Source organism: Acidovorax sp. GW821-FHT09A11, assembly GCF_059418365.1.
Map to the genome: position 1 here is coordinate 65,534 of NZ_JBWKPS010000005.1, position 25,030 is coordinate 90,563.

Sequence of the window (25,030 nt, forward strand, 5' to 3'; positions counted from 1 at the left end):
CGTCCCGCGCAAAGCGCGAGAGAAGGGGGAAGCGACGAAGTCGCTCAGGGGGTGGTTGTTCATCCTACGCGTTGATGGGGCGCTTCAGGCGCACTTCTTCGATCTTGACGCCCCCCACCACGGCCGTCTTGGCGGTGGAGAGTTCGCGCTTGAAGCCCGCCAGCTCGTGGAACCGGATGGCGCGCTCGTTGCGCAGGGGCACCCACGCCGTGACGTTGGTGCAGCCTTCTTCCTGCAGGCCGTCGCGGGCGGCATCCCACAAGGCCAGGCCCACGCCCTGGTTCCAGTGGGTGGGGGCGGCGTAGATGGCCCAGATTTCACCGGTGGTGGGGCGGGATTTTTCATCGCGCGAGCGGTCGTAGCCCACGAAGCCGACGATCTTCTCGCCGTCCACGGCCACCTGGACCTGGGGCTCGCAATATTCGATGGCCTCGCGCCAGTAGGCCTGGCGCTTTTCGACCGACATGGATTTCAACTGCTCGTCTGGCACCAGCCCTTTGTAGACCTCTTGGGCTGAGACGGTATGGATCTGGGCAATGGCTTTGGCATCGCGAAGCGTGGCGGGACGAACCTGGATACTGGACATGGAAAAACCGAACGAAAACGGGGAATGAAAAAACGAAAGGACCGGCATTGTCGCCGCAAACGGTTTTTACCCTTGTACGGCTCCCTGCCCGGCCCCCCATTCACGCCCTGTCCACCCCCTGCGTCCACCGCGTCCAGCCAGGGCTGGCACACCGCTGATGCTGCACCGCAGCACGCTGGCGCGGGCAGCCCTGCGCGCGTCAGGCCAGCGCCATGGAGCCCGAGAGCGAGGCACCGGCCGCGGCGGCGGCGGCACGCTGGACCAGCGCACGCTTGTTGCGGGGGCGCGGCACATGCACGGCCGGGGGCGTGCCGTTGATGGCCGCAAGGCCCAGCACCAGCGTGACCGTGCGCGACCCGTCCTCGCGTTCGTCGCTGGCATAGGCCCGGTAGCTGCCATTGCCCTGCGCATGGCTGCGCTGCACGGTGTGAAATGCCACGCGCGCCCCGCTCACGCGGTGGCCGCAAAAGGGCAGCACGCGCAGCCGCGCATCCCGGTCCAGCGCCAGGCCCAGGTTGCCGGGGCGGTTGACGAGGTCGGTGCGGATGGCGCGCCATGTGCACCCGTCGTCCGTCGAAAACTGCCAGGTCCCGGCCTGGGCGTCCAGGTGCTCGATCACCACCCCGGCCGATGCCAGCATGCCGGGGCAGTTTTCCTCCACGATCCGCGCCACCGTATTGCCCCCCAGGCCCGAGGAGGCCGTGCCATGCCCTCCCCCTGCGGCGGCCGGTCGTCGCTCATCGCGGTGGTGGGACGCATCGGGGGAGGCTGAACCATCGAGGAAGGCATTGGCTGTCATGGGAGCACCTTTGAAAAACGAAGGATGAAGACGAGGTTTGCGCATTGGTGCGCACTCCAGGTGCTTTTCAATGCTTGACGGAAAGTCTAGAAAGTGCATAACCGGGCGTCCATCGCACAAATGGACTAGTCCGCAACAGCGTGTTGTGCGCAATACTTGCCGTATGACTGCCCGCCTTTTGCTTGTGGATGACCACAACCTGTTCCGCACAGGCCTGCGCCTGATCGTGCAGGACCATCCGAGCGTCGGCACGATTGCGGAGGCGGGCTCCATCGCCGATGCCTGCGCGCAGCAGCTGGCGGACACGGATCTGGTGCTGCTCGATATCCAGTTGCCCGGCATGAGCGGCCTGGACGGCCTGCGCCTGCTGCGCCAGGCCTGCCCCAGGGCCCGCATCGTCCTGGTCTCGGCCAGCGTGGCGCCCGATGCGATCCACGAGGCACGCGCGCGCGGCGCCGATGGATTCCTGCCCAAATCCGCCAGCGCCGAAGACATCCTGGAAGCCATCACCTGCGCGCTGTCGGGCCAGCCGTGTTTTCCGATCAACAGCGGCAACAGCGCCACCACGCGCGGCCCCGACACGCCCTCGCTGACCGCGCGCCAGCTCGACGTGCTGTCGCTGCTGTGCACCGGCAAGCCCAACAAGGTCATCGCGCGCGACCTGGGCCTGAGCGAGAACACGGTGCGCGTGCACGTGGCCGCCATCTTCGCGCAGCTGGGCGTCAACAGCCGCAGCGCGGCCTTGCTCGCCGCGCAGCGCCTGGGCCTGTCCACCCCCCAGCTCCATGACACACTCTGAAGCCCTGCGGGGGGCGCCTGCCGCCGATGCCGTGCTGCCCCCCACCCGCTGGGGGTGGCCGGTGTGGGAGCGCGACGAGGTGCTGCGCGAACAGGTGGCCCTGCTGCGGCAAAACTTCCCGATGACGCTGCTGGCGTCGCTGGCCACCGCCCTGGGCACGCTGTGGGTCATGGCGCGGGTGGCCGACACGCAGGCCATCACGGTCTGGCTGGTGTCGCACACGCTGGTGGTGGCCGGGGTGTACCTCACCCTGCGCAGCATCGCGCCCTTCACCGACCCGGCGCCGCAGGCGGCGCGCAAGCTGATCGCCTGCATGGCCGCCATGGGCCTGAGCTGGGGCAGCCTGGGGTATGTGGTGCTCTACTGGGGCACGTCCGACAGCGTGATCTACGCCATCGGCATCATCAGCACGGTGTCGTCCGGCGCGCTGGGGCTGGGCGCCCCCCTGTACCGCGCCTATGTCACCTACCTCACCTGCGCGATCGGCGGCGTGATGATGGCCGTCGCCCTGGCCGGCGGGCCCGTGATGTGGCCCGCGCTGTTCCTCACGGGGGTCTACTACGCGCTCACCGGCATGCAGGCGCGCACCGCCGACCGGGCCACCCGGCGCAGCATCGCGCTCAAGCTGGAGAACGACCGGCTCGTCAACGAGCTGCGCGCCGAGTCGCAGCGCGCCCTGGCCGCGCAGGGGGCCGCCGAGCAGGCCGACCGCGACAAGTCCCGCTTCCTGGCCGCCGCCAGCCACGACCTGCGCCAGCCCCTGCATGCCATGGGCCTGTTCCTGGAGTCGCTGCAGCGCAGCCCGCTCAACGACCACCAGCTCACCGTGCTGGGGCACGCGCATGCGGCCTCGGGCGCCGCCGCCGAGATGCTGACCACCCTGCTCGACTACTCGCGGCTGGAAGCCGGTGTCGTCAAGGTGCGGCCCGAAGCCTTTGCCGTGCAGCCGCTGCTCACGGCGCTGGAGCAGGAATTCGGCGTGCAGGCGGATACGGCGGGCCTCGTGTACCGCACGCGGGAGACCTCGGCCGCGGCCCATGCCGACCGCTCGCTGGTCGGGCTGGTCATGCACAACTTCATCTCCAACGCCCTGCGCTACACCGCCCGGGGCGGCGTGCTGATCGCCTGCCGCACACGCGGCAAGCGCCTGGCACTGGAGGTGTGGGACACGGGGGCCGGCATCCCGCAGCACCAGTGGGAACACATCTTCAAGGAGTTCCACCAGCTCGGGAACCCCGAGCGCGACCGGCGCAAGGGCCTGGGGCTGGGCCTGGCCATCGTGCAGCGGCTGGCGCGGGAGATGAACACCTCCGTGGAAGTGCTCTCCCAGCCGGGACGGGGCTCGGTGTTCCGGCTGTGGCTGGACCGCTGGCAGGGCGCGCTGGAAGACGACACCGCCCCCGCTCCGGATGCCCGAAGCCTTGCGGGCCTGAAGGTGCTGGCCATCGACGACGACGAAGCCGTGCGCATCGGGATGCAGTCGCTGCTGCAAAGCTGGGGCTGCCAGTGCATCACCGCGGAATCGAGCGCCGATGCGCTGGAGCGCCTGGAAGACATCACGCCGGACATCATCATCACGGACTTCCGCCTGCGCCACGAAGAAACCGGCAAACAGGTGCTGCAGGCCCTGCGCGCCTACCTGGGAACACCGGTGCCCGCGATCATCATGACGGGGGACACATCGCCCCAGCGCCTGCGCGATGCGCAGTCCACGTCAGCGCTGCTGCTGCACAAGCCCGTGTCCACGGGCCAGTTGCGCAGCGCCATGGTCCAGCTCATCACGCACCCTCAAACCGCCAGCACGATGGAGCCCTTGCCGCCGGACGGCGGCACGGAGGCTACAGCCAGCGCCGCAGCAGCCCCATGACCTGGTCGAACTTCGCGCCGTACGGCGGATAGAACAGCGAACCCATCGCCCAGCGCGACTGCACCAGCACGGATTTCTGGTGACAAAAGCGCAGAAAGCCCTGCTCGCCATGGTAGGCGCCCCAGCCGCTGTCGCCCACGCCGCCAAACGGCAGGTTGTCGTGGGCAATGTGCATCAGCGTGTCGTTCACCGTCACGCCGCCGCTCACGGTGCGGCGCAGCACATCGCCCTGCACCGCTTCGCTCTGGCCGAACCAGTACAGCGCCAGCGGGCGCGGCCCGGCATTGATGTGGGCAATGGCGTCGTCGAGCCGTTCATAGGAGATCACGGGCAGGATGGGGCCGAAGATCTCCTCCTGCATGAGCTGCATCTGGGACGTGGCCCCGAACACCAGCGTGGGCAGCATCTGGCGGCTGGCGCCATCGCCCAGCGTGCCCACGGTGTGGACGACAGGCTTGCCCTCGGCCGGCTCGATGGTCTGCACCTCGGCGCCCTGGGTCTGCGCCTGCTGCAGCATGGTGCGCAGGCGGGCATGGTGGCGCGCCGTGATGATGGAGGCGTAGTCCGCATTGCCCTCGATGGTGGGAAACAGGCGGCCCACGGCGGCCCGGTAGGCCTGCGCGAACTCCCCCTCGCGGCCCCGGGGAAGCAGCACATAGTCGGGGGCAATGCAGGTCTGGCCGGCGTTGAGCAGCTTGCCGTGCGCGATCTTGAGCGCCGCGTCCTGCATGTCGCAATGGCCGTCGATGATGCACGGCGATTTGCCGCCCAGCTCCAGCGTGGTGGGCGTGAGGTGCTGCGCCGCCGCCTGGGCCACCTTGCGGCCCACGGCGGTGGAGCCGGTGAACACCAGGTGGTCGAACGGCAGCGACGCGAACAGCGCCGACAGGTTCGCATCGCCCTGCACCACGCAGAACTCGTCGGGCGAAAAGAACTGCGCCACCAGCAGCGCCAGCTGCGCCGAGGTGTGCGGCGTGAGCTCGCTGGGCTTGAGCATCACGCGGTTGCCCGCCGCCAGCGCGGTGATGGCGGGCGCCAGGGCCAGCTGGACGGGGTAGTTCCACGGCGCGATCACACCGACCACCCCCAGGGGCTGGCGCTGGATCCAGGCACGGGCGGGCTGCAGGTACAGCGGCGTGCGCACTTTCCGGGGCTTCATCCATTTCGCCAGATGGCGCAGCGTGTGCGACAGCAGGGTGCGCAGCACGAAGAAATCGGCCACCTCGGTCAGGCGCGGGGACCGCATGCCGAAATCGGCCTGCACCGCAGCCGCCAGCACCGGGCCGTGCTCGTCGAGCATCTTGGACAGGCGCAGCAGCCGCTCGCGGCGCACCAGCAGCGGCACATCGACATGCTCGCGGCTGGCCTGGCGTTGAAGATCGAAGTGGGCGTGGATATCGGCAGGTGTCATGGTCGGATCATAGAAGACGCCCCGACAGGCGCGCCACGAAAAAACCGGGGAGGCAGGGCGCGGACGGGCCGCGCAGGCGGGGGCGCTGCGCAGTGCAAGAAGGCAGGGTGCGGCGCCGGGTCAGCGCACGTCCCGCGCCTCGACGTCGGTCACCTCGGCGGCGCCGGGCAGGATGCCGCCACGGCGCGACGCGGCCGCGGCCTCGCCGCCGGCATCGTCGGGCGCGGGCGCCGGGCCACGGCGACCGGACGACCAGCGCTCCGTGGAGCGAAACACGGTGCTGAACCCCGTGCGGGGATCCATGCGCATGGCCCAGGGGGTCACCGGCTGGCCTGTGAGGCGTGCCCAGCCTGCGCGCAGCGTCCACACCAGCGCCAGCACCATCATGGCAATCAGCAGGCTGGCGAACAGCACCAGGCCCATGGCGATGACCACCACCCGCAGCAACAGGCGCACAACGCCCGCAACAAATTCATTCAAACGACACCTCTCCTTCACATCTTGGGGAAGGGATGGCAGCCCTGACTAGGGCCGCTATCCCTTCCCGGGCCCGCATCACTCCTGCGGGGCCACGCCGAACTGGAACACACCCGGCTCCAGCACCGGGTTCACGGTGACCGGGATCACGCTCTTGGGCGGGAAACGCCCTTCCAGCAACAGCTTGGACAGAGGGTTCTCGATGCGCTGCTGGATCGCCCGCTTGAGCGGCCGCGCACCAAACACCGGGTCGAACCCCACCTTGGCCAATTCTGCCAAGGCTGCGTCCGACACCTGCAACTCCAAATCCATCTTCGCCAGCCGGGTTTGCAACAGTTGCAGCTGGATCTTGGCGATCGAGGCGATGTGCTGCGCGTCCAGCGCGTGGAACACCACGGTCTCGTCGATGCGGTTGAGGAACTCGGGCCGGAAGTGGTTCTTGAGCTCGCCCCACACCGCTTCCTTGATGTCCTCGGAGTCCTGTCCGACCATGGCCTGGATCAGGTGCGAGCCGATGTTGCTCGTCATCACGATCACCGTGTTCTTGAAGTCCACGGTACGGCCCTGGCCGTCGGTCAGGCGGCCGTCGTCCAGCACCTGCAGCAGCACGTTGAACACATCCGGGTGGGCCTTCTCCACCTCGTCGAGCAGCAGCACGCTGTAGGGCTTGCGGCGCACGGCCTCCGTGAGGTAGCCACCCTCCTCGTAGCCCACGTAGCCGGGCGGCGCGCCGATCAGGCGGGCCACCGAGTGCTTTTCCATGAACTCGCTCATGTCGATGCGCACCAGGTGGTCCTCGCTGTCGAACAGAAAGCCCGCCAGCGCCTTGCACAGCTCGGTCTTGCCCACGCCCGTGGGGCCCAGGAACAGGAACGAGCCCGTGGGGCGGTTGGGGTCACTCAGGCCCGAGCGCGAACGGCGGATGGCGTTGGCCACGGCGGCGATCGCCTCCTCCTGGCCCACCACGCGTTCATGCAGCTTGGCCTCCATCAGCAGGAGCTTGTCCTTTTCGCCCTGCATCATCTTGGCCACCGGAATGCCCGTGGCGCGGCTCACCACCTCGGCAATTTCTTCGGCACCCACCTGCGTGCGCAGCAGGCGGCGGGTGGCGGGAGCGCCGTCCTTGCCATCCTCCTGCGCCTGCGCTTCCTTCAGCTGCTTTTCCAGGTCGGGCAGCTTGCCGTACTGCAGCTCGGCCACCTTGTTGAAGTCGCCCTTGCGGGTGAATTCCTCGATCTGGAACTTGAGCTTGTCGATGGCTTCGCGCACGTGCGCGCTGCCCTGCGCCTGGGCCTTTTCGGACTGCCAGATCTCGTCGTAGTCGGCGATTTCCTTTTGCAGCTTGGCGATCTCTTCCTCGATAAGCGCAAAGCGCTTTTGCGAGGATTCGTCCTTTTCGCGGCGCACGGCCTCGCGCTCGATCTGCAGCTGGATCAGGCGGCGGTCGAGCTTGTCCATCACCTCGGGCTTGGAGTCCATCTCGATCTTGATCTTGGAGGCGGCCTCGTCGATGAGGTCAATCGCCTTGTCGGGCAGGAAGCGGTCGGTGATGTAGCGGTTGGACAGCTCGGCCGCGGCCACGATGGCCGGGTCGGTGATGTCCACGCCGTGGTGCACCTCGTACTTTTCCTGCAGGCCGCGCAGGATGGCGATGGTCGCCTCCACGGTGGGTTCGCCCACGAGGATCTTCTGGAAGCGCCGCTCCAGCGCGGCGTCCTTCTCGATGTACTTGCGGTACTCGTCGAGCGTGGTCGCGCCCACGCAGTGCAGCTCGCCGCGCGCAAGCGCTGGCTTGAGCATGTTGCCCGCGTCCATCGCGCCCTCGGCCTTGCCCGCGCCCACCATGGTGTGCAGCTCGTCGATGAAGACTATTGTTTGCCCCTCGTCCTTGGCCAGTTCGTTCAGCACGGTCTTCAGGCGCTCCTCGAACTCGCCGCGGAACTTGGCGCCCGCGAGCAGCGCCGCCATGTCCAGCGACAGCACGCGCTTGTTCTTGAGCGACTCGGGCACCTCGCCGGCCACGATGCGCTGGGCCAGGCCTTCGACGATGGCCGTCTTGCCCACGCCGGGCTCGCCGATGAGCACGGGGTTGTTCTTGGTGCGGCGCTGCAGCACCTGGATGGCGCGGCGGATCTCGTCGTCGCGGCCGATCACGGGGTCGAGCTTGCCGATGCGCGCGCGCTCGGTCAGGTCGATGCAGTACTTGGCCAGGGCGCCGCGCTGGCCCTCGGCCTCGGCACTGTCCATCTTCTGGCCGCCGCGCACGGCGTCGATGGCGGCCTCCAGGCTCTTGCGCGTCAGGCCGTTGTCCTTGGCGATCTTGGCGGCCTCGCCCTTGCTGTCGATCACGGCCAGCAGGAACAGCTCGCTGGCGATGAACTGGTCACCGCGCTTGATGGCCTCCTTCTCGGTGGCCTGCAGCACGCGGCCGAGCTCCGGGCCGCCTTGCACCTGCTCGTTGCCCTGCACCTGGGGCAGGCGCTTGACGGCGGCCTCGGCCGCAGCCAGCAGGCCGGGCACATTGGCGCCCGCGCGCTGCAGCAGCGCCTTGGGGCCGTCGTCCTGCTTGAGCATGGCCACGAGCATGTGCACGGGCTCGATGTAGGCGTGGTCATTGCCCAGGGCGATGCTCTGGGCATCGCTCAGGGCTTCCTGGAACTTGGTGGTGAATTTGTCGAGACGCATGGTGGATGTCCTCCGAATTGCAGAGCACTTGAGGCGGGGTATGCCTGATTTCAAGACACTGCCCCCGCCCACCGATTGACCTGCGTCAGCGAATCATCCAGCCGATGGCTTCCCCATTAGCTACCATTTTTATAGCTGCCAGCGTTTTACCATCAAGCGCTAGCGGCTGATTTCTCTCGAAACTCCGGACCAGGTACCGGCCCAGTGGGCCCGCAGGGCCGTGCGCCGGCCGCCCCGCAAGGCCAGCAACCCCAGCAAGGCGGCCAGCCCACCCAGGCCCCCGGCCGACAGCGTGGGGATCGCCACCGGGCCAGGCGCCAGCAGCACGGGGACGACAGGGTCGTTGATGGTGCCATCCTGCGCGCCAAAGCTGTCGTCCCCCCAGCCACCGTCCGTCACATCGTAGGCCACGGTGTTGCCGCTGATCTGCAGGTTCACGGGGTCGTAGTATCGGCTGGAGGAGGGGCTGTCGGGTGTGGGCCCGTACTTCTTCACGGTGAAGCCCGTGAGGTCTGGAAAGGTCACCGCCACACGCACCGTCTCACCCGGCTGGCAATGGATGAGCCGCAGGCGGAACGCCCCGTGCGGCAAGGTGGCGCCGGGGTACGGCGCCGGCGCCGCCACCGGGCCGGTGCCCGCCAGGTCCAGCTGGCAGCCCGTGCTGCCATCCACCACGCCCACGTTGACGGGCCCCGACCCGGTGTTCGTCGGTGTGGGCAGGGTTTCAAAACGCGCCTGCACGGTGCAGGCGGCCGTCACCGCTGCCGTGGTGTAGGTGCTACCGGCCAGGCTGCCGCCACAGCCCGCCACGGACGCGATGCGGTAACCCGCGCCGGGCGTGACGGTGAAGGCCTGCGTCTGTCCCTGCGCCACGTCGACCGTGCCGGCCGGGCCGATGCTGCCACCCGAGCCCGCCAGGGCCGTGACCGCGTGCCGGACCGTCTGGTCGCGGACCACGGTGATGGTGTACGTCCGGCGGGCCACGCCGTTCTGCGCGAGCACCTCCACCTGGATCACATTGGCACCCGGCACCAGGGCCAGGGGCGGCGTCGCGGAGCCGCTGGCCACGGGCGTGCCGTTCACGGTGATGGAGGCCCCGGCATCGGCGGCGACGGGCGTCAGGGAAAGCGCGGTCACCGCATGCGGCACGCCAGCCGCATACGCCACTACCTGCGGCTGGAACGCGGGGCTGAGGACACCCTGCGACAGCGCCAGGGACGCCAATGCGGCATCGGCCGACGGGGAGGCATTCATCAGCACCGTGATGCCCGCGATACCGTTGGCAATGGCGACGTCCGGCCTGCCGTCGCCATTGAAATCGGCCACCGCCATCTGCTCGGCCGTGCCTCCGGCGAACCGCGCGACAGGCAGGCCCAGAGCGCCCACCCCGGCCTGCCCGCGCAGGATGGCGATCCCACCCGACGCGTCGGCGCCCACCACGTCGGGCAGCCCGTCGCCATCGAAATCCGCGGCCGCGAGCGCCTTGGCCGCGAGCCCTGCGCCGTACTGTCCCACCACGCCCATCGCCTGCCCGGGCGCCGCGGCCAGGGACGCGATCTGCGTGCCGGCGGCCGTGAACACCCCCGCCCGCCCCGCGACGCCCCACCCCGCGACCGCGCCCAGCGGGCCGGCCGAGACTGGCAGGTAGACCGGCTCCAGCGGCTGCGAAGCGGCGGACAGCGAAGTGCCCACGGTGCCCGCCGAGGTCGCGGCCACCAGGTCGGTGCGCCCATCCTGGTTGACATCGACCGGCGCGAAGCCCCGCACGCCCTGCCACACCGTCATGTCCAGCATGTCGACGGCGCCTAGGGGCGTGACGCCCACCCATCGGATGGCTTCGAGCGAGCTGGTCGTCTCCAGCGCCCACACGGCGGCATGGGCAGGGTAGCCCGGCCCGCGAAATGTCCCGGTGACGATCGACCTGGGCGACAGCCCGGTAAAGAAACCCTGGCCCGCCAGGGAGAAGTCGCCCGCCCCCCGGCCCAGATAGACCATGACGCTCCGGTCGGTTTCGCTGACCACCGCCAGGTCCGCGTGACCATCCCCGTCGAGGTCGCCAGCGGCCAGCGCGCGCACCTGCGCCCCGGTATCGAGCCGCGTGGACAACACGAAGCCGCCCTGGCCATCGCCCCGCAGGATCCAGACGCTGGATTCATCCGCGTAGGCGACGGCCAGGTCGATCCGCCCGTCCTCGTTGAAGTCGGCCACCGCCACCGCGCGCGCGTCCCGCTCGGGGATGCCGTAGCTGCGTGCGGCGGCAAAGCGGCCCGCGCCGTCTCCCAGCAACCGGACCATTCGCCCGCCCCACCCGTTGGCCACGGCAATGTCCGGGTGGCCGTCGCCGTTGAAATCGGCCACCGCCAGGGTGCTTTCGTCATCACCCACCGAGTACTCCTGGCCCCCTGCGTTGAAGCCGAACCCGCCACCGGCGAGGCCGGGCCACACCACAACGGTGCCGCTGGAGCGCGCGAGCACCAGGTCCGCCCGTCCATCGCCCGTGGCATCCACGATGGCAGCGCTCGAAAACCATCCGGGGGAGCCCACGCCGCGGCGTGAAAAGTTTCCCGTGCCGTCCCCGGTCAGGAGGATCGGGCTGGCCGAGGTGTTCTGCACCAGCGCCAGGATGTCCAGGTGGCCGTCTCCGTTGGCATCGCCGACGGCCACGAAAGGCACGTACTCATCGCCCGTCAGGCGCTGGGCCGCCGCGAAGCCGCCCGCGCCGTCTCCCCGCAGCCAGAAGACGCCATCGCCCGAGCCCACCACGATGTCGGCATGCCCGTCTTCATTCCAGTCGCCCGAGACGATGCGTGTCGTCGACACACCCATGCCGATCTCCGTGCGGGGACGCCCATCCAGCCGGCCTGTCCCGTCGCCCCACAGCACCGAAACCCCCTTGGCCGCGCCCGAGAAGACCGCAACGGCCACGTCCAGCCGCCCGTCGCCATCGAAGTCCGCCACCGCCAGGCCATAAGGATTGGGGCCGGCGCCGAAGGCGGTTGCTGCAGACAGCCCGCCATGGCCGTCGCCCAGGCGGACCGTGACGGTGCCTTCGTTGAAGCTGGCCACCGCGATGTCCAGATGCCCATCCCCATTGAAGTCGGCCGCCACCAGGCCGTAAGGGGCCGCGCCCACGCCGAACGAACCCGCGGCCGAAAAGCCCGCAGCGCCGCCGGTATTGAGCAGGATCCTGACGGTGTTGTCTTGCCGGTCCACCACGGCAAGGTCCGGCTGACCGTCTTCATTGAAGTCGCCGCGCGCCGTCTCGCCGAGCAGCCCCCCCAGGGAAAGGCTGCTGGCGGCGACAAAGGCCACGTCGGCCCGGGCCGGGCCCGAAAGCGCCAGCATGAGCCCCACGGCCGCCAGGCACCATCGGCACGCGCGTGAAAATGCCCGCGCTTGAAGTTCCATGACACATTCCTCCCTGTCAGCCCTCGCCGGGCAGAAGAAAGGTGCCAGCGGGACAGCAGGCGATTCTCAAAAGGGGACCAGCGCCGCACAAGTCCAAAGATTGCATCGATCTGCGAAACCGCCGGCCTGGCGCGCGGCTGCAGCGCCGGCAGCAGGGGCATTCCGGCCGGCCGGCGGGTGCGTTCAGGCGTTGGTGGCCACGATGCCCCAGCGCGCCAGCGCAGCGTCGTCGCTCACCCGCGCGTCCACCCAGCGCGCGCCCTGGGCGGTTTCTTCCTTCTTCCAGAACGGGGCCTGGGTCTTGAGGTAGTCCATGAGGAACTCGCAGGCCTGAAAGCTCTGGCCCCGGTGTGCGCTGGTCACGGCCACCAGCACGATCTGGTCCAGCGGTTGCAGCAGCCCCACGCGGTGGATCACGCGGGCGCCAAAGATGTCGAAACGCCGGAACGCCTCGTCCACCATGGCCTCGATGGATTTTTCGGTCATGCCGGGGTAGTGTTCCAGCTCCATGGAGGACACCTGGTCGCCTTCGTTGCGGTCGCGCACCGTGCCCACAAAGCTGCACACAGCGCCCACGCCCTTGTTCTCGCGGCGCAGGGCGGCGATTTCGGTGGACAGGTCAAAGTCCTCGGTCTGGATGGAAACGCGGGGCAAGGTCATGGCAGAAGCTCTCTACAGGGCGAATGGCGGCAAGGCGGAATGGCGCGGCGTGGCCGCTTACGGCGAACGGTGCAGCCGTGGCGCGGCCAGCAAGGCACGCTCTTCTTCCACCACCTTGTTCAGCTGCGCCAGCGCGGGCGAAGGGGGCAGCTGGGCCAGCAGGGTCTGCAGCCGGGTGACGTCGCCGACGGTGGGTGCCACCTTGATCTGCGCGATGGCGGCGGGCAGGTTGCCGCCGCGGACCAGCGCCAGCACCTTGGAGGGCCATTCACTTTTGTTGCGTGCCATAGATTGGTAAAAAGGTTTGTCTGTACGATTCGCCCGCACTGTACCCGTACTGCAGCCACCCTCGCACCTTAAGCCCATGGCCACACAAACGATCGAGACCGATCTCTACAAGCTCTACCCGTCCCCGCGCAACACGGTCCGCGATGTGTTCAAGCACCAGGTCTTCGTGCCCCATCCCTACGCCATCATCGACCTGGAGGTGATGGAGCTGGCAGGCAAAACCACCCTGTTTGGGGCCTGCCGCCTGTCGGACATGAAAATGGGCCAGGTGGTGACCTTCGAGCTGGCCGCAGACCAGGCCAAGTTCGAGCGCCTGTTCACGCCGGACTGAAACAGCAACCCTGCACCGCAACACGCGCCATGGACCTGCAAGAATCCTTCGAAGCGCTCGACTCCCAGGCTCCGGACACCTACACCCAGGCCGTGGAGGCCTACTGCGACGGCATCCTGCGCCTGCACTGGAACGAACGGCTCATCAACAAGATCTTCGGCCGGGCGCTGCAGTCGCACGCGGCGGGCCGGCTGGTGGTGCAGCACTACCAATGGCAGCTGCGGGGCGCGCCACGCCCCACGCTGACGCTCCTGCAGCAACGCATGCCGGGGGGCGCCCGCACGCTGGCCACGTTCTTCGCCGTGCTGCGGCTGGCGGGCATGGTGGCGGTGGACACCGATCCCGCCGACCGCCGGCTCCGCTACCTCGCGCCCACCCCCCGGCTGCTGGACGGCCTGCGCACCTGGGTGCGGCACCACCTGCACTGCGCCGAGGCCCTGGGCGCCCTGCCCGCGGGCCATGCGCAGCGGCTGGACAGCGACGCGGACTACTTTGCCGCCTTTCTGGCCGGGGCCGACCACATCCTGGATCGCCTGGCCGAAACCCGGGGCCGCTTCGGCGGCTGGGACTGGTTTGACCAGCGCGAAGGCGGCGGGCGCATTGCCATGCTGCTGCTGCGCGAACACTGCCGGGTGCACCGCCCCGGCGATCAAGGGCCCACGCCGTTTGCCCTGCGCGCCAGCGAGCTTGCGCAGCGCCTGGGCTTTTCGCACTCGCATGTGCGCAACCTGGTCAACGAGGCAACGGCGCAGGGCCACCTCACCCAGGATGCCCCCCGGGGCCTGGTCGCGCTCACGCCCCGCTTTGAGGCTGAACTGCGAATCTGGCTGCAACACCTGCTGGGCTGGTTTGCCGAGACAGCGGCCATGGCGCACAACCACCTGCAAACCTGCTCGCAAGCCCCCGCGCACCACCAAGCCGCGGATATGCAAAGCCCCTGACTGAACCGCTCTGGCGGGCATTTTTTCTGCCGCCTGATCGCTCCCACCATCTACCCAGCCATGTACGACGACAACCAGATCCACGTGCCGCCCTCCTTCATGGCGGTGTACACCGACACCCGAGGACGCCTGACGGAAAAGGCAGACGGCGTGCGCGCCCGCTACGAGCTGTGCGAAGACCTGGCGGGCCACCTGGTGGAACACGCACAGACGCTGTACCACGTGCAGGCGCCTTCCGAGGCCGAGATCCTGCGGCGCATCCATGCGGGGCTGTGCACCCTTGAATCCGGCGTGTCGGTGCCCGAGGCCACATGGATCGTCACGCGCCTGGCCGAACTGCTGGCGTGGCCATGTCCCGGGCTGGTGCCGCCCCAGCCTGAACCTGCACACGATGCGGCCCAGCCACCGCAGGCAGGCTGACCACTCTTGGGACACGGCAGGCGCTTCGCTATACTGCGGCCCATGTCCACACACACCCCCTTTGCCATGACCGCAGCACCTGCGGTGGCGTTGCGGTGCGTGGGCAAAGCCAAAAAACCAGAGCTCATCTGACCGGAGCTGTGGTTCCGTCCGGATGAGCGACGGAACCACCTGGTAGAGAAATTCCCTTTTTTCTTTTCTCTTTTCACTCCCCGGCATTCCGCACGCACTCCCTCCGGACGGTTCTTCCCCTGGTCGAACCCTGAAAGGATGCTTCGCATGTCTGCCACCGATACCGCCACCTCCCACCAGCCGCCGTTCAGCGGGCTCTGGATCGCCCTGGTCACGCCGTTCAAGGGCGGCGCCGTGGACCATCCGGCCCTTGCCGCCCTCACCGCCCGGCTGTGTGCCGACGGTGTTTCGGGCTTCGTTGCCTGCGGCTCGACCGGTGAGGCTGCGGCCCTCGACAAGGCCGAGCAGCTGCAGGTGCTGGAAACAGTGCTCAGCGCCGCACAGGGTTTGCCCGTGGTGATGGGCGTGTCGGGCTGCCACCAGGGCCAGGTGCTGGAGCAGGTGCAGGCCCTTGCACACTACCCGGTTGCGGGCCTGCTGGTGTCCGCCCCCCACTACATCCGTCCCTCGCAAGAAGGCCTGCTGCACTGGTTCCGCACGCTGGCCGACGCCAGCGCGGCGCCCGTGCTGATTTATGACATTCCTTACCGCACGGGCGCCACGCTCACCACCGAGACGCTGCTGGCGCTGGCAGGGCATCCGCGCATCCAGGCCATCAAGGACTGCGGCGGCAACCCCGCCAAGACGCAGGCCCTGATCGCCGATGGCCGGCTGCAGGTGCTGACGGGCGAAGACGCGCAGATCTTCCATACGCTGGCCCTCGGCGGCGCGGGTGCCATCTCTGCCTGCGCGCACTGGCAGACACCGCGTTTCGTGGAGTTGATGGCCCTGCTGCGCCTGGGCGATCTGCCCGCAGCCCGCGACTTGTGGCAGGCCCTGCAACCCTGGGTGGAAGCGTGTTTTGCAGAGCCCAACCCTGCCCCGCTCAAGGCCATGCTGTCGCACGCAGGGGAGATCTGCAATGGCCTGCGGGCACCCATGACGGCGGCCTCCAAGGCATTGGAGCAGCGCCTGCGGGCGCTGCTTGGCGTCAGCCGCCCGTAACCGGAGGGAAAAACGCCACCTCGGCCCCCTCGGCCAGGGTGGCGGATTCGTCGCTCAAGGTCTGGTTGAGCGCCATGCGCACCGCCCTGCCGCGCGCCAGGCTGCTGGCGTGGGCGCCGCCGCGTGCGATGAGTTCGTCGCGCAAGGCACCCAGCGTGGTGGCGGAGGTCTCCAGTGCCTCGCTGCCCTGCCCGATGGCCTCGCGGATCGAGGCGAAGTAGCGCACGGTGATCTTTTTCATCGCCGGGCCGCCCCAAGATGAAAAGCGGCCCCCTCGGGGGGCAGCGACCACACACAGTGGAGAGCGTGGGGGTGGTTTCTCATGACAACAACTCCGCAAAGGAGATAAATCGCACCGTATCGCCAGATGCAATGGTCTGGCCCGCCGGGTTGTCCACCACGCCATCGCCCCACGCGGCAGAAGTGAGCACGCCCGAACTCTGGTTATTGAACAGATCCAGCCCGCCCGCCGCGTTGTGCCGCACACGCAGAAACTCGCGGCGTTTATCGGCCTTGGGCCAGGTGAAATCAGCGCGGGCAGCAATGGATTGAGGAGCCACATCCTGCACACCCTGCAGGCGCAGCACAAACGGCCGCACCAGCAGCGCAAACGTCAGAAAGCTCGACACGGGATTGCCCGGCAAGCCCATGAAATGGGCCGCGCCAATGCGGCCGTAGGCGAAGGGCTTGCCGGGCTTCATGGCGATCTGCCACAGGTCCAGCGTGCCCAGCGTCTCCACGGCGGGCTTGATGTGGTCTTCCTCGCCCACGCTCACGCCGCCGCTGGTCAGGATCAGGTCGTGTGCGGCACTCGCCTCGCGCAGGGCGTCGATGGTGGCGTCGCGCCGGTCGGGCACGATGCCGAAGTCGGTCACCTCGCAGCCCAGGCGCAGCAGCATGGCGCGCAGGAAGAAGCGGTTGCTGTTGTAGATGGCGCCAGGGCGCATCAGCTCGGGCGGTACCTGGCCGGGCATGACGAGTTCATCGCCCGTGGAGAACAGCGCCACGCGGGGGCGGCGGGCCACCTGCAGCTGGTGCAGCCCGATGCTGGCGGCCAGCCCCAGCTCGGCCGGGGTGAGGCGTGTGCCGGCCGGCAGCACCACGGCACCCCGGGTGATGTCCTCGCCCGCACTGCGGATCCATTGGCCCCGCCGGGGCACGGCGTTGATGCGCACCTGGCCCAGGCCGTCCTCCATGGCCAGGGCTTCGCAGTCTTCCTGCATCAGGATCGCATCGGCCCCGGCAGGCACGGGCGCGCCCGTGAAGATGCGGGCGGCGCTGCCCGGCACCAGCGGATCGCCCGCGCTGCCCGCCGCAATGCGCTGCGACACGGGCAGCACCACCCCCACGGCCGGCACATCGGTGTAGCGCACCGCGTAGCCGTCCATGGAGCTGTTGTCCTGCGGGGGCACCTGCAGGGCCGAGACGCAATCCTGCGCCAGCACGCGGCCGTCCGCATCGAAGGTGGTGACCGTCTCGGTGCCCTGCAGGGGCGCGGCCTGCGGCAGCAGGTCCGCCAACGCTGCGTCGAGGGGCTTCAAGGGGTTGTTCGGGCGGTTCATGCGAGACCCGCTCCATAGAGTTCGCAGTCGTAGTCGAAGCGGTGCTGGTTCTCGATCAGCCAGTCCACCACCTGCCCCGGCGCGTTGAGGTCTAGCAAGGGCAGCTGCGTGGACACGGGCAGGCCCCGCGGTGCATCGGTGGCGATGGCGACCACGAAGTCGTCCTCGGGGTAGCGCACGGGCTTGGCCACCTGCCCGGGCTCGGGTGCACGCCACACCTCCACCTTGAGCAGGTCGCTGTCCTTGAAGCCCTCCACCAGCACCCAGTCCACGCCCGGGTACAGCTCCGCGATCAGGTGGTGCACGCTGAGCGTGGCGGGCCGCTCGAACTCGCGCACGAGCATGAGCCGCTTGTCGGAGGCCGCCACCACCTCGAAGGCGCCTGCCTCGCGGTGGCGGTAGGTGTCCTTGCCCGGATGGTCGAGGTCAAAACTGTGGTGGGCATGCTTGACCACCGACACGCGCAGCCCCCGCAGCCGCAGCTCGGGAATCAACTGCTCGACCAGCGTGGTCTTGCCACTGCCGGAAAAACCGGCGAAACCGACAACCTTCATCCACTGCTCCTTGGTTAGCTATTGTATTTATAGCTGCTAACGCTTATCAGACAAGCGCCAGGGGCATTTTTTGTATCAAATCAAGCCATCCAGAGCCGTCCACCGCCTGCGCAGCAGCACAACGTCCCTGGATTGTCTGGCCACCTGCCTACAGGGCTGGCGCGCAGTGGCGCTCGATGTATTGCTTCACCAACTGCACGTTGGCAGGCATGACGTGCACCCGCTTGGGCAGGTCTTCGATGCCCGCGAACTTGGCGGGCCGCTCGGGCGCATGGCCCAGGGCTTCGACGATGGTCTCGGCGAACTTGATGGGCAGCGCGGTCTCCAGCACGATCATGGGCACCGTGGCGTCCTGGTGGTGTTCGCGCGCCACCTTCACGCCATCGGCCGTGTGGGTGTCGATGGTGACGCCATGGCGCTCATAGTTGTCCTTGATGGTGGCCAGGCGGTCGGCATGGGTGCTCTTGCCGCTTTCAAAGCCGTACTTGGTGGCGGCCTCGGCAAACAGCGGGTCGGCGCTCAAATCGAACCGGCCATATGCGGGCAGTGCTTTGGCAAACAACGCGTTCGTGCGCTGGCCGTTGCGGCCCAGCAGGTCGAAGATGAACCGCTCGAAGTTGCTGGCCTTGCTGATGTCCATCGAGGGGCTCGATGTTTCGTGTGTATCGGCCGCGGCGCGCACGCGATACGCACCAGTGCGGAAGAACTCGTCGAGCACGTCGTTCTCGTTGGTGGCCACCACCAGCTTGTCGATCGGCAGGCCCATCATGCGCGCCACATGGCCGGCGCAGACGTTGCCGAAGTTGCCCGAAGGCACCGTGAAGCTGACCTTCTGGCTGTTGTTCTCCGTGGCCTGGATGTAACCCGCGAAGTAGTACACCACCTGCGCCAAGAGGCGCGCCCAGTTGATGGAATTGACGGTGCCGATCTTGTACTTGCGCTTGAAGGCCAGGTCGTTCGAGACGGCCTTGACGATGTCCTGGCAGTCGTCGAACACGCCTTCGATGGCGATGTTGTGGATGTTCTCGTCCTGCAGGCTGAACATCTGCGCCTGCTGGAAGGCGCTCATGCGGCCGTGAGGGCTGGTCATGAAGACGCGCACGCCCTTCTTGCCGCGCATGGCGTACTCGGCCGCGCTTCCGGTGTCGCCACTCGTGGCACCCAGGATGTTGAGCTCTTCGCCACGGCGGTTCAGTTCGTACTCGAACAGATTGCCCAGGAGCTGCATGGCCATGTCCTTGAAGGCCAGCGTGGGGCCGTTGGACAGGGCTTCGAGCCACAGGCCGTCCTCGAGGTGGCGCAGGGGCACGATCTCGCCCGTGCCGAAGACTTCGGCGGTGTACGTCTTGGCGCAGATGGCTTTCAGATCGGCGGCAGGGATGTCGTCGATGTACAGCGACAGGATCTGGAAGGCCAGCTCGGCGTAGCCCTGCTCGTGGTAGGCCTTGCGCAGGCGCGTGAGCATGGCGTCGTTGACCTGCGGGTAGTGCTCGGGCAGGTACAGGCCGCCATCGGGGGCCAGGCCTTCGAGCAGGATGTCGCAGAAATGCTTGCGGTCGGCATGGCCGCGGGTACTGATGTATTTCATGAGGTTTCCGTCTGTGATCACAAGCTGATGCCGTATACCCGGATATCGATGTATAGACGCGAGGCAATTAGCAAAAAAAAGCCACTGACCAGCACGAGCCAATGCAGTGCCCGATCGATCCGATTGTCCGTGCGATCAAGCAATACAAAATACAGCCATGCAGCGAGGAAGCTACCAAAGCCGTTGAGAATCGCATCGACGCGCGGCATGGACCTGAAGAGTGCAAGCCCCACCAACAACCCAAACCAGAACGCCAAATGCCATCGTGGTAACGCTACCAACGACAGTCGCAGCAAGGCGGCAAGGGTCAGCGCAGCAACCAGTGTGGGCATGGCTATCGCCTAGCGAACGCACCGAAGGTTAATTGAGTTCCTCTTTGCGGATGCGCGTGATGGGCGCCAGCACCGTGGGCAGGGCCTGCATCTGGGCGATGACGGCGTCCATGGTGCCTTCGCGGGTGTCGTGCGTGAGGATGATGAGGTCGGTCTGGGTGGAGCCTTCGCCGCCCACTTCATCGGCCTCGCGCTGCAGCACCGCGTCGATGCTCACGCCCGCCTCGGCCAGCAGGCCCGTGACCTTGGCGAGCACGCCGGCCTGGTCGGCCACGCGCAGGCGCAGGTAGTAGCTGGTGACCACTTCGCTCATGGGCAGCACCGGCGACGCGCCCATGGCGTCGGTCAGAGTGTGCGGCTGGAAGGCCAGGTGCGGCACGCGGTGCTCGGGGTCGGCCGTGTGCAGGCGGGCGATGTCCACCAGGTCGGCGATCACGGCGCTGGCGGTGGGCTCGCTGCCCGCGCCCTTGCCGTAGTACAGCGTGGTGCCCACGGCATCCCCCTGCACCACCACGGCGTTCATGGCGCCCTCCACGTTGGCGATGAGGCGCTTGGAAGGCACCAGGCTCGGGTGCACGCGCAGTTCGATGCCCTTGTCGGCGCGCTTGGTGATGCCCAGGAGCTTGATGCGGTAGCCCAGTTGCTCGGCGTACCTGATGTCGGCGGCACCGAGCTTGGTGATGCCTTCGACATAAGCCTTGTCGAACTGCACCGGGATGCCGAAGGCGATGGCGCTCATCAGCGTGACCTTGTGCGCGGCATCCACGCCTTCGATGTCGAAGGTGGGGTCGGCCTCGGCGTAGCCCAGGCGCTGGGCTTCCTTGAGCACCACGTCGAAGTCCAGGCCCTTGCTGCGCATCTCGGACAGGATGAAGTTGGTGGTGCCGTTGATGATGCCGGCGATCCACTGGATACGATTGGCGGTGAGGCCTTCGCGCAGCGCCTTGATGATGGGGATGCCCCCGGCCACGGCGGCCTCGAAGGCCACCATCACGCCCTTGGCCGATGCGGCCGCGAAGATCTCGGTGCCGTGCACGGCCAGCAACGCCTTGTTGGCGGTGACCACGTGCTTGCCGGCCGCGATGGCCTCCAGCACCAGTGCGCGGGCGATGCCGTAGCCGCCGATGAGTTCGATGACGATGTCGATGTCGGGGTTGGCGATGACGGCGCGGGCATCGTTGACGACCTGGATGCCGGCGCCCACGACCGATCTGGCACGCTCCACGTCCAGATCGGCCACCATGGTGATCTCGATGCCACGGCCAGCGCGGCGGCTGATCTCGTCCTGGTTGCGTTGCAACACGTTGAATACGCCGCTGCCGACGGTGCCGATGCCCAGAAGGCCTACTTGGATGGGTTTCATAGCCATGGTGGTGGAGTAACTAAGGATTTTTTAAAGGAACCAGGAAGCGATGGGGTGCAGCACCAGGATCACCGCGTGACATAGGTGGGCAATTGCCATGCGCCACCGGCAAAGCCACGGCACATGCTGTCTCCGGATTCGCTGGCCAGCACAAAGCCCTGGCCATCGAACTGCCACTGGCGCACCCACCAGCAGTCGCCGATGCCGCGCCCTTTCATCGCCGAATGCACGCTGCCCGTGGCGGGGTCGAAGTCCCCGTCCACATCGGCCAGGAACACTGGCTTGTGGGGAGGCCGGTCGCTGGCGATCCAGAGCAGGCTGCTGAAGTTGTAGGCTCCCATGCCGCAGGGCACGGACAGCAGCACCTTGCGCTCCGTCAGGCGGTGCACCTGCGCATTGGCCGGGTTGAACGGGTCGCCATTGCACTGGTCTTCCACGCTGGCACGGTCCAGCGCCGCGAGCAGTGGCTTGGCCAGGGCGGCATCCCCCGGGCGCGTGGGCAGCGGGCTCACGGCCTTGACCACCGGGGCCGGCACGGGTGGCAGCACGGAAGACTCGGGCCGCGTGCCACGGCGCACCAGCGCGCCCGGGGTGCCCACGCGGCCCTGGGCCTCGTCCATCTTGAGCAGCACGGCACTGGCCCCGGCGAGCGAAAGCGCCCACTGGTCCTTGCCAGCGCTCACGGTGGCCTCTTCATTCTTGAGCAGTTCCTGCAGCAGGCGGGGCACCTGGTCCGCGGGCACCTGCGGGGCGTCGCCTTTCAGCCCGGCCAGCGACAGCCTGCCCACCTTGAGGTGCAACGCGGCGGGGCTGGCTTTTTCCGTGGACACCTGCAGATCGACCCGCACCGGCGTGCCGGGCCCGGCTTCGCGCACCAGGAGGATGGAGACGGGCCCGGAGTCGCCGGACTCGGACTGGTAGCCCACGGCCCGGCAGGCGAGGGTGTTGTCGCATTGCAGGGCCCAGTCCTTGTGCTGGAAGCTGACGGCGCCCTTGCCATCCGCCTGCGCAGGCGGCAGGAATGCGGCGGCGAGCGCCAGCGCATACGCCAGGAACACCCCGGCACGGCAGGCAGCTGAGCGGATGCGCATGGAGCAGGCCTTCACGCGGCGGCGCGCCGCCTCATGCGGCCACCGAAGCCGCCTGCGCGCGCTTGCGGTATTGCTCCAGGAAGCGCGCCACGCGGCCGATGGCGTCGCGCAGGTCGTCTTCGTGGGGCAGGAACACGATGCGGAAATGGTCCGGCGCTGCCCAGTTGAAGCCCGTGCCCTGCACCAGCATGACCTTGGTCTCCTGCAGAAGCTCCAGGAAGAACTGCTGGTCGTCCGCGATGGGATAGACCGCAGGGTCCAGGCGAGGAAACATGTACAGCGCCGCACGCGGCTTCACGCAGGTGACGCCGGGGATGGCGGTGATGAGCTCATACGCCAGATCACGCTGCTTGCGCAGGCGCCCGCCTTCGTTCACCAGCTCGTTGATGCTCTGGTAGCCGCCCAGCGCCGTCTGCACCGCCCACTGGCCCGGCACGTTGGCGCACAGGCGCATGTTCGAGAGCATGTTCAGGCCCTCGATGTAGTCCCTGGCGGGCTTCTTGTCGCCCGACACCACCATCCAGCCGGCGCGGTAGCCGCAGGAGCGGTAGCTCTTGGACAGCGAATTGAAGGTGAGCGTGAGCACGTCCTCGCTCAGCGAGCCAATGGCCGTGTGCCTGGCGCCGTCGTACAGCACCTTGTCGTACACCTCGTCGGCAAAGATCACCAGGCCATGCTCGCGCGCGATGGCCACGATGCCCTTGAGCAGATCGTCCGAATACAGCGCGCCCGTGGGATTGTTCGGGTTGATGACCACGATGCCCTTGGTGCGGGGCGTGATCCTCGCGCGGATGTCATCGAGGTCCGGCATCCAGCCATTGGCCTCGTCGCACAGGTAGTGCACGGGCGTACCGCCCGACAGGCTGGCGGCCGCCGTCCACAGCGGGTAGTCGGGTGACGGCAGCAGCAGTTCGTCGCCGTTGTCCAGCAGCGCATTGGTGGCCATCACGATGAGTTCGCTGGCGCCGTTGCCCAGGTAGATGTCATCGAGCATCACGCCCTTGATGCCCTGCTTTTGCGTCTCGTGCATCACCGCCTTGCGCGCCGCGAAGATGCCCTTGCTGTCGGAGTAACCCGCCGAATTGGGCAGGTTGCGGATCATGTCCAGCTGGATTTCCTCGGGCGCATCGAAGCCGAACACGGCCAGGTTGCCGATATTGAGCTTGATGATCTTGTGGCCATCTTCCTCCATCTGCTTGGCCGCGTCCATGATGGGCCCCCGGATGTCGTAGCAGACGTTGGCGAGCTTGGCGGATTTTTGGACGGTTTTCATGCGCTGACGGTGGTGCAGTGGGGTCAGGTGGCGGCCAGAGCGGCTGGCACCTTGGCGAAACCTATAATTTGACCACAGATCACCACCGCTGCCGGGCCGTACGCCCTTGCGCACCCGCTGCGCCAGCGCCTGCAACCCGCACCAACGCCCATGAAATTCCAGCCCGACCGCTCGAACGCACAGACCATCAGCGGCTACGGCCCCGGCTGGATCGGCATCGACGCGGAAAAGATCACCCACAGCGTCATCGTGGGGTCTGGCGGATTGCGCCAGGCGTGGCCGTGTGCCCGCTTCGAAGACCTGACGCCGGAACACTTCGCGCAGCTGGCGCAACTGGAGACGGAACTCATCATCTTCGGCAGCGGCACGCGCAACCGCTTTCCGCCGCCGGCCTGGCTCGCCCCCCTCATTGCGCGGAGGCTGGGCCTGGAGACCATGGACACGCCCGCGGCCTGCCGCACCTACAACATCCTGGCCAGCGAAGGCCGCAACGTGGTGGCCGCGCTGATCCTGGAAGACTGAAACGCCGCCAGAGGGCAGGCCGCCCGCCGGCGAAGACCCGGCTCCCCAGCCCCGCAGCGCCACGGCAGCCCCTCCCTCCATACCCGCAGACGCCGACGCGGACACACTGTCTTACATTTGGCTGGCAATCGATTTCGGGGTAAAATCACCGGTTGCGGTCGGGGGCACTTCCAAGAGCAATAACACACCCGCTCCCCCGGCTTACCAACGACTACATCCTGAGAGATTGAAGTGATATGGCGATCGTTGTCAACAAACCCCTCCCTGAATTTGAAGCCAACGCAACCGGTGGTATCAAGGTTTCCAATACCTCCCACCTTGGCCAGATTCTGGTTCTCTACTTCTATCCCAAGGACAACACGCCTGGCTGCACGACGGAGGCCATGCAGTTCCGCGACAAGTACAAGGACTTCGTGAAGGCAGGCGCCGCGGTGTTCGGCGTTTCGCGCGACAACATGAAGTCGCACGACGATTTCAAGGAAAAGCTGGAACTGCCCTTCGAACTGATCGCCGACACCGAAGAGAAGATGTGCCACATGTTCGGCGTGGTCAAGAACAAGATCATGTACGGCAAGAAGGTCAAGGGCATCGAGCGCAGCACCTTCCTGATCGGCCCCGATGGCCTGCTGGTGCAAGAGTGGCGCGGCCTGAAAGTGCCGGGCCACGTGGACGAAGTCCTGAAGGCCGTCAAATCCATCAAGGCCCTGAAAAAAGCCGCCTGATCCGCACCTTGGGGCTTCAAAGCGACAACCCGCTGGTTTTGCCCAGGCAAGACATCGCGAGTAGGCATAATGGATTTATGCCCCTGGTTACCGCAACGCCTGCCCCCTGCCACCCCAAAGCCGCCTTGGTCTCCAGGCGGCTTTTTGCTTTCTGACCGTCTTTCCCATTACCGAC

General features: G+C 67.4%; 24 protein-coding genes. 8 read left to right on the plus strand and 16 right to left on the minus strand.

Annotated features, from left to right (window positions below; genetic code table 11):
* Positions 1–64: 64 nt before the first annotated feature.
* Entirely contained in the window at positions 65–586 is a 522-nt protein-coding gene (locus tag AC07PV_RS14625; protein ID WP_055393295.1) for a GNAT family N-acetyltransferase, read from the minus strand.
* Between the two features lie 199 nt (positions 587–785).
* Entirely contained in the window at positions 786–1,385 is a 600-nt protein-coding gene (locus AC07PV_RS14630; protein WP_494630584.1) for a hypothetical protein, read from the minus strand.
* A 163-nt stretch (positions 1,386–1,548) separates the two neighbouring features.
* Between AC07PV_RS14630 and AC07PV_RS14635 the strand changes: the two genes are divergently transcribed.
* Together AC07PV_RS14635 and AC07PV_RS14640 are read left to right on the plus strand one after the other, a co-directional pair.
* Positions 1,549–2,184, plus strand: a complete 636-nt coding sequence (locus AC07PV_RS14635; protein WP_218295534.1) for a response regulator — start codon at positions 1,549–1,551, stop codon at positions 2,182–2,184.
* Positions 2,171–4,051, plus strand: coding sequence for an ATP-binding response regulator (locus tag AC07PV_RS14640; protein WP_255591106.1), 1,881 nt, complete (start codon positions 2,171–2,173; stop codon positions 4,049–4,051). The genes AC07PV_RS14635 and AC07PV_RS14640 overlap by 14 nt, the downstream gene beginning before the upstream one ends.
* On the opposite strand, the gene AC07PV_RS14645 is transcribed toward AC07PV_RS14640, so the two are convergent.
* The 6 genes from AC07PV_RS14645 to AC07PV_RS14670 all read right to left on the minus strand — a co-directional run bounded on the left by AC07PV_RS14645 (position 4,023) and on the right by AC07PV_RS14670 (position 12,980).
* Positions 4,023–5,462, minus strand: a complete 1,440-nt coding sequence (locus AC07PV_RS14645; RefSeq protein WP_494630586.1) for a coniferyl aldehyde dehydrogenase — start codon at positions 5,460–5,462, stop codon at positions 4,023–4,025. The genes AC07PV_RS14640 and AC07PV_RS14645 overlap by 29 nt on opposite strands.
* A 120-nt stretch (positions 5,463–5,582) precedes the next feature.
* Positions 5,583–5,942 carry a hypothetical protein gene (locus AC07PV_RS14650; RefSeq protein ID WP_494630587.1) on the minus strand — a complete coding sequence of 120 codons (360 nt, stop codon included), beginning with the start codon at positions 5,940–5,942 and terminating at the stop codon, positions 5,583–5,585.
* Between the two features lie 75 nt (positions 5,943–6,017).
* Positions 6,018–8,624, minus strand: coding sequence for an ATP-dependent chaperone ClpB (gene clpB, locus AC07PV_RS14655; RefSeq protein WP_494630588.1), 2,607 nt, complete (start codon positions 8,622–8,624; stop codon positions 6,018–6,020).
* A 159-nt stretch (positions 8,625–8,783) separates the two neighbouring features.
* Entirely contained in the window at positions 8,784–12,032 is a 3,249-nt protein-coding gene (locus AC07PV_RS14660; protein WP_494630589.1) for an IPTL-CTERM sorting domain-containing protein, read from the minus strand.
* A gap of 183 nt (positions 12,033–12,215) precedes the next feature.
* Positions 12,216–12,692, minus strand: a complete 477-nt coding sequence (locus tag AC07PV_RS14665; RefSeq protein ID WP_218340141.1) for a molybdenum cofactor biosynthesis protein MoaE — start codon at positions 12,690–12,692, stop codon at positions 12,216–12,218.
* A 57-nt stretch (positions 12,693–12,749) separates the two neighbouring features.
* On the minus strand, positions 12,750–12,980 hold the full coding sequence (locus AC07PV_RS14670) for a hypothetical protein (protein ID WP_218295540.1): 231 nt from the start codon (positions 12,978–12,980) through the stop codon (positions 12,750–12,752).
* Positions 12,981–13,056: 76 nt separating this feature from the next.
* Here AC07PV_RS14670 and AC07PV_RS14675 point away from each other — a divergent pair, with 76 nt between their 5' ends.
* From AC07PV_RS14675 to dapA, 4 genes are all read left to right on the plus strand, one after another.
* Complete coding sequence (locus AC07PV_RS14675) at positions 13,057–13,311, plus strand: hypothetical protein (RefSeq protein WP_218295541.1); 255 nt, start codon at positions 13,057–13,059, stop codon at positions 13,309–13,311.
* 29 nt (positions 13,312–13,340) lie between these two features.
* On the plus strand, positions 13,341–14,252 hold the full coding sequence (locus AC07PV_RS14680; RefSeq protein ID WP_369642973.1) for a hypothetical protein: 912 nt from the start codon (positions 13,341–13,343) through the stop codon (positions 14,250–14,252).
* A gap of 60 nt (positions 14,253–14,312) precedes the next feature.
* A complete protein-coding gene (locus tag AC07PV_RS14685; protein ID WP_218295543.1) occupies positions 14,313–14,672 on the plus strand; it encodes a hypothetical protein in 360 nt (119 codons plus the stop codon).
* Positions 14,673–14,951: 279 nt separating this feature from the next.
* Positions 14,952–15,848 carry a 4-hydroxy-tetrahydrodipicolinate synthase gene (dapA, locus tag AC07PV_RS14690; protein ID WP_494630591.1) on the plus strand — a complete coding sequence of 299 codons (897 nt, stop codon included), beginning with the start codon at positions 14,952–14,954 and terminating at the stop codon, positions 15,846–15,848.
* On the opposite strand, the gene moaD is transcribed toward dapA, so the two are convergent.
* The 8 genes from moaD to AC07PV_RS14730 all read right to left on the minus strand — a co-directional run bounded on the left by moaD (position 15,835) and on the right by AC07PV_RS14730 (position 23,611).
* Entirely contained in the window at positions 15,835–16,089 is a 255-nt protein-coding gene (moaD, locus tag AC07PV_RS14695; RefSeq protein ID WP_218295545.1) for a molybdopterin converting factor subunit 1, read from the minus strand. The two genes, dapA and moaD, sit on opposite strands and share 14 nt — an antisense overlap.
* Before the next feature lie 79 nt (positions 16,090–16,168).
* Positions 16,169–17,410: a molybdopterin molybdotransferase MoeA gene (locus AC07PV_RS14700; RefSeq protein WP_494630592.1), complete on the minus strand. Its 1,242-nt coding sequence runs from the start codon at positions 17,408–17,410 to the stop codon at positions 16,169–16,171.
* Complete coding sequence (gene mobB / locus AC07PV_RS14705; protein ID WP_218340137.1) at positions 17,407–17,964, minus strand: molybdopterin-guanine dinucleotide biosynthesis protein B; 558 nt, start codon at positions 17,962–17,964, stop codon at positions 17,407–17,409. The genes AC07PV_RS14700 and mobB overlap by 4 nt, the downstream gene beginning before the upstream one ends.
* 148 nt (positions 17,965–18,112) lie before the next feature.
* A complete protein-coding gene (gene thrC / locus AC07PV_RS14710) occupies positions 18,113–19,552 on the minus strand; it encodes a threonine synthase (RefSeq protein WP_494630593.1) in 1,440 nt (479 codons plus the stop codon).
* 17 nt (positions 19,553–19,569) lie between these two features.
* Complete coding sequence (locus AC07PV_RS14715; protein ID WP_494630594.1) at positions 19,570–19,884, minus strand: response regulator; 315 nt, start codon at positions 19,882–19,884, stop codon at positions 19,570–19,572.
* 28 nt (positions 19,885–19,912) lie between these two features.
* A complete protein-coding gene (locus AC07PV_RS14720) occupies positions 19,913–21,247 on the minus strand; it encodes a homoserine dehydrogenase (RefSeq protein WP_218340134.1) in 1,335 nt (444 codons plus the stop codon).
* 68 nt (positions 21,248–21,315) lie between these two features.
* A complete protein-coding gene (locus AC07PV_RS14725) occupies positions 21,316–22,338 on the minus strand; it encodes a DUF1176 domain-containing protein (RefSeq protein WP_492244115.1) in 1,023 nt (340 codons plus the stop codon).
* Positions 22,339–22,369: 31 nt separating this feature from the next.
* Complete coding sequence (locus AC07PV_RS14730; protein ID WP_494630595.1) at positions 22,370–23,611, minus strand: pyridoxal phosphate-dependent aminotransferase; 1,242 nt, start codon at positions 23,609–23,611, stop codon at positions 22,370–22,372.
* 150 nt (positions 23,612–23,761) lie between these two features.
* Between AC07PV_RS14730 and AC07PV_RS14735 the strand changes: the two genes are divergently transcribed.
* Together AC07PV_RS14735 and AC07PV_RS14740 are read left to right on the plus strand one after the other, a co-directional pair.
* Positions 23,762–24,133 carry an Mth938-like domain-containing protein gene (locus tag AC07PV_RS14735; RefSeq protein WP_218295551.1) on the plus strand — a complete coding sequence of 124 codons (372 nt, stop codon included), beginning with the start codon at positions 23,762–23,764 and terminating at the stop codon, positions 24,131–24,133.
* Positions 24,134–24,369: 236 nt separating this feature from the next.
* Positions 24,370–24,855 (plus strand): peroxiredoxin, encoded by a 486-nt coding sequence (locus AC07PV_RS14740; protein ID WP_184858228.1) that lies wholly within the window; start codon positions 24,370–24,372, stop codon positions 24,853–24,855.
* Positions 24,856–25,030 lie beyond the last annotated feature (175 nt).

Bases quoted from the DNA above. Each gene is read 5' to 3' on its own strand.
- AC07PV_RS14625 (WP_055393295.1), bottom strand. From the start codon at position 586: ATGTCCAGTATCCAGGTTCGTCCCGCCACGCTTCGCGATGCCAAAGCC.
- AC07PV_RS14630 (WP_494630584.1), bottom strand. From the start codon at position 1,385: ATGACAGCCAATGCCTTCCTCGATGGTTCAGCCTCCCCCGATGCGTCC.
- AC07PV_RS14635 (WP_218295534.1), top strand. From the start codon at position 1,549: ATGACTGCCCGCCTTTTGCTTGTGGATGACCACAACCTGTTCCGCACA.
- AC07PV_RS14640 (WP_255591106.1), top strand. From the start codon at position 2,171: ATGACACACTCTGAAGCCCTGCGGGGGGCGCCTGCCGCCGATGCCGTG.
- AC07PV_RS14645 (WP_494630586.1), bottom strand. From the start codon at position 5,462: ATGACACCTGCCGATATCCACGCCCACTTCGATCTTCAACGCCAGGCC.
- clpB (WP_494630588.1), bottom strand. From the start codon at position 8,624: ATGCGTCTCGACAAATTCACCACCAAGTTCCAGGAAGCCCTGAGCGAT.
- AC07PV_RS14660 (WP_494630589.1), bottom strand. From the start codon at position 12,032: ATGGAACTTCAAGCGCGGGCATTTTCACGCGCGTGCCGATGGTGCCTG.
- AC07PV_RS14665 (WP_218340141.1), bottom strand. From the start codon at position 12,692: ATGACCTTGCCCCGCGTTTCCATCCAGACCGAGGACTTTGACCTGTCC.
- AC07PV_RS14670 (WP_218295540.1), bottom strand. From the start codon at position 12,980: ATGGCACGCAACAAAAGTGAATGGCCCTCCAAGGTGCTGGCGCTGGTC.
- AC07PV_RS14675 (WP_218295541.1), top strand. From the start codon at position 13,057: ATGGCCACACAAACGATCGAGACCGATCTCTACAAGCTCTACCCGTCC.
- AC07PV_RS14680 (WP_369642973.1), top strand. From the start codon at position 13,341: ATGGACCTGCAAGAATCCTTCGAAGCGCTCGACTCCCAGGCTCCGGAC.
- AC07PV_RS14685 (WP_218295543.1), top strand. From the start codon at position 14,313: ATGTACGACGACAACCAGATCCACGTGCCGCCCTCCTTCATGGCGGTG.
- dapA (WP_494630591.1), top strand. From the start codon at position 14,952: ATGTCTGCCACCGATACCGCCACCTCCCACCAGCCGCCGTTCAGCGGG.
- moaD (WP_218295545.1), bottom strand. From the start codon at position 16,089: ATGAAAAAGATCACCGTGCGCTACTTCGCCTCGATCCGCGAGGCCATC.
- AC07PV_RS14700 (WP_494630592.1), bottom strand. From the start codon at position 17,410: ATGAACCGCCCGAACAACCCCTTGAAGCCCCTCGACGCAGCGTTGGCG.
- mobB (WP_218340137.1), bottom strand. From the start codon at position 17,964: ATGAAGGTTGTCGGTTTCGCCGGTTTTTCCGGCAGTGGCAAGACCACG.
- thrC (WP_494630593.1), bottom strand. From the start codon at position 19,552: ATGAAATACATCAGTACCCGCGGCCATGCCGACCGCAAGCATTTCTGC.
- AC07PV_RS14715 (WP_494630594.1), bottom strand. From the start codon at position 19,884: ATGCCCACACTGGTTGCTGCGCTGACCCTTGCCGCCTTGCTGCGACTG.
- AC07PV_RS14720 (WP_218340134.1), bottom strand. From the start codon at position 21,247: ATGAAACCCATCCAAGTAGGCCTTCTGGGCATCGGCACCGTCGGCAGC.
- AC07PV_RS14725 (WP_492244115.1), bottom strand. From the start codon at position 22,338: ATGCGCATCCGCTCAGCTGCCTGCCGTGCCGGGGTGTTCCTGGCGTAT.
- AC07PV_RS14730 (WP_494630595.1), bottom strand. From the start codon at position 23,611: ATGAAAACCGTCCAAAAATCCGCCAAGCTCGCCAACGTCTGCTACGAC.
- AC07PV_RS14735 (WP_218295551.1), top strand. From the start codon at position 23,762: ATGAAATTCCAGCCCGACCGCTCGAACGCACAGACCATCAGCGGCTAC.
- AC07PV_RS14740 (WP_184858228.1), top strand. From the start codon at position 24,370: ATGGCGATCGTTGTCAACAAACCCCTCCCTGAATTTGAAGCCAACGCA.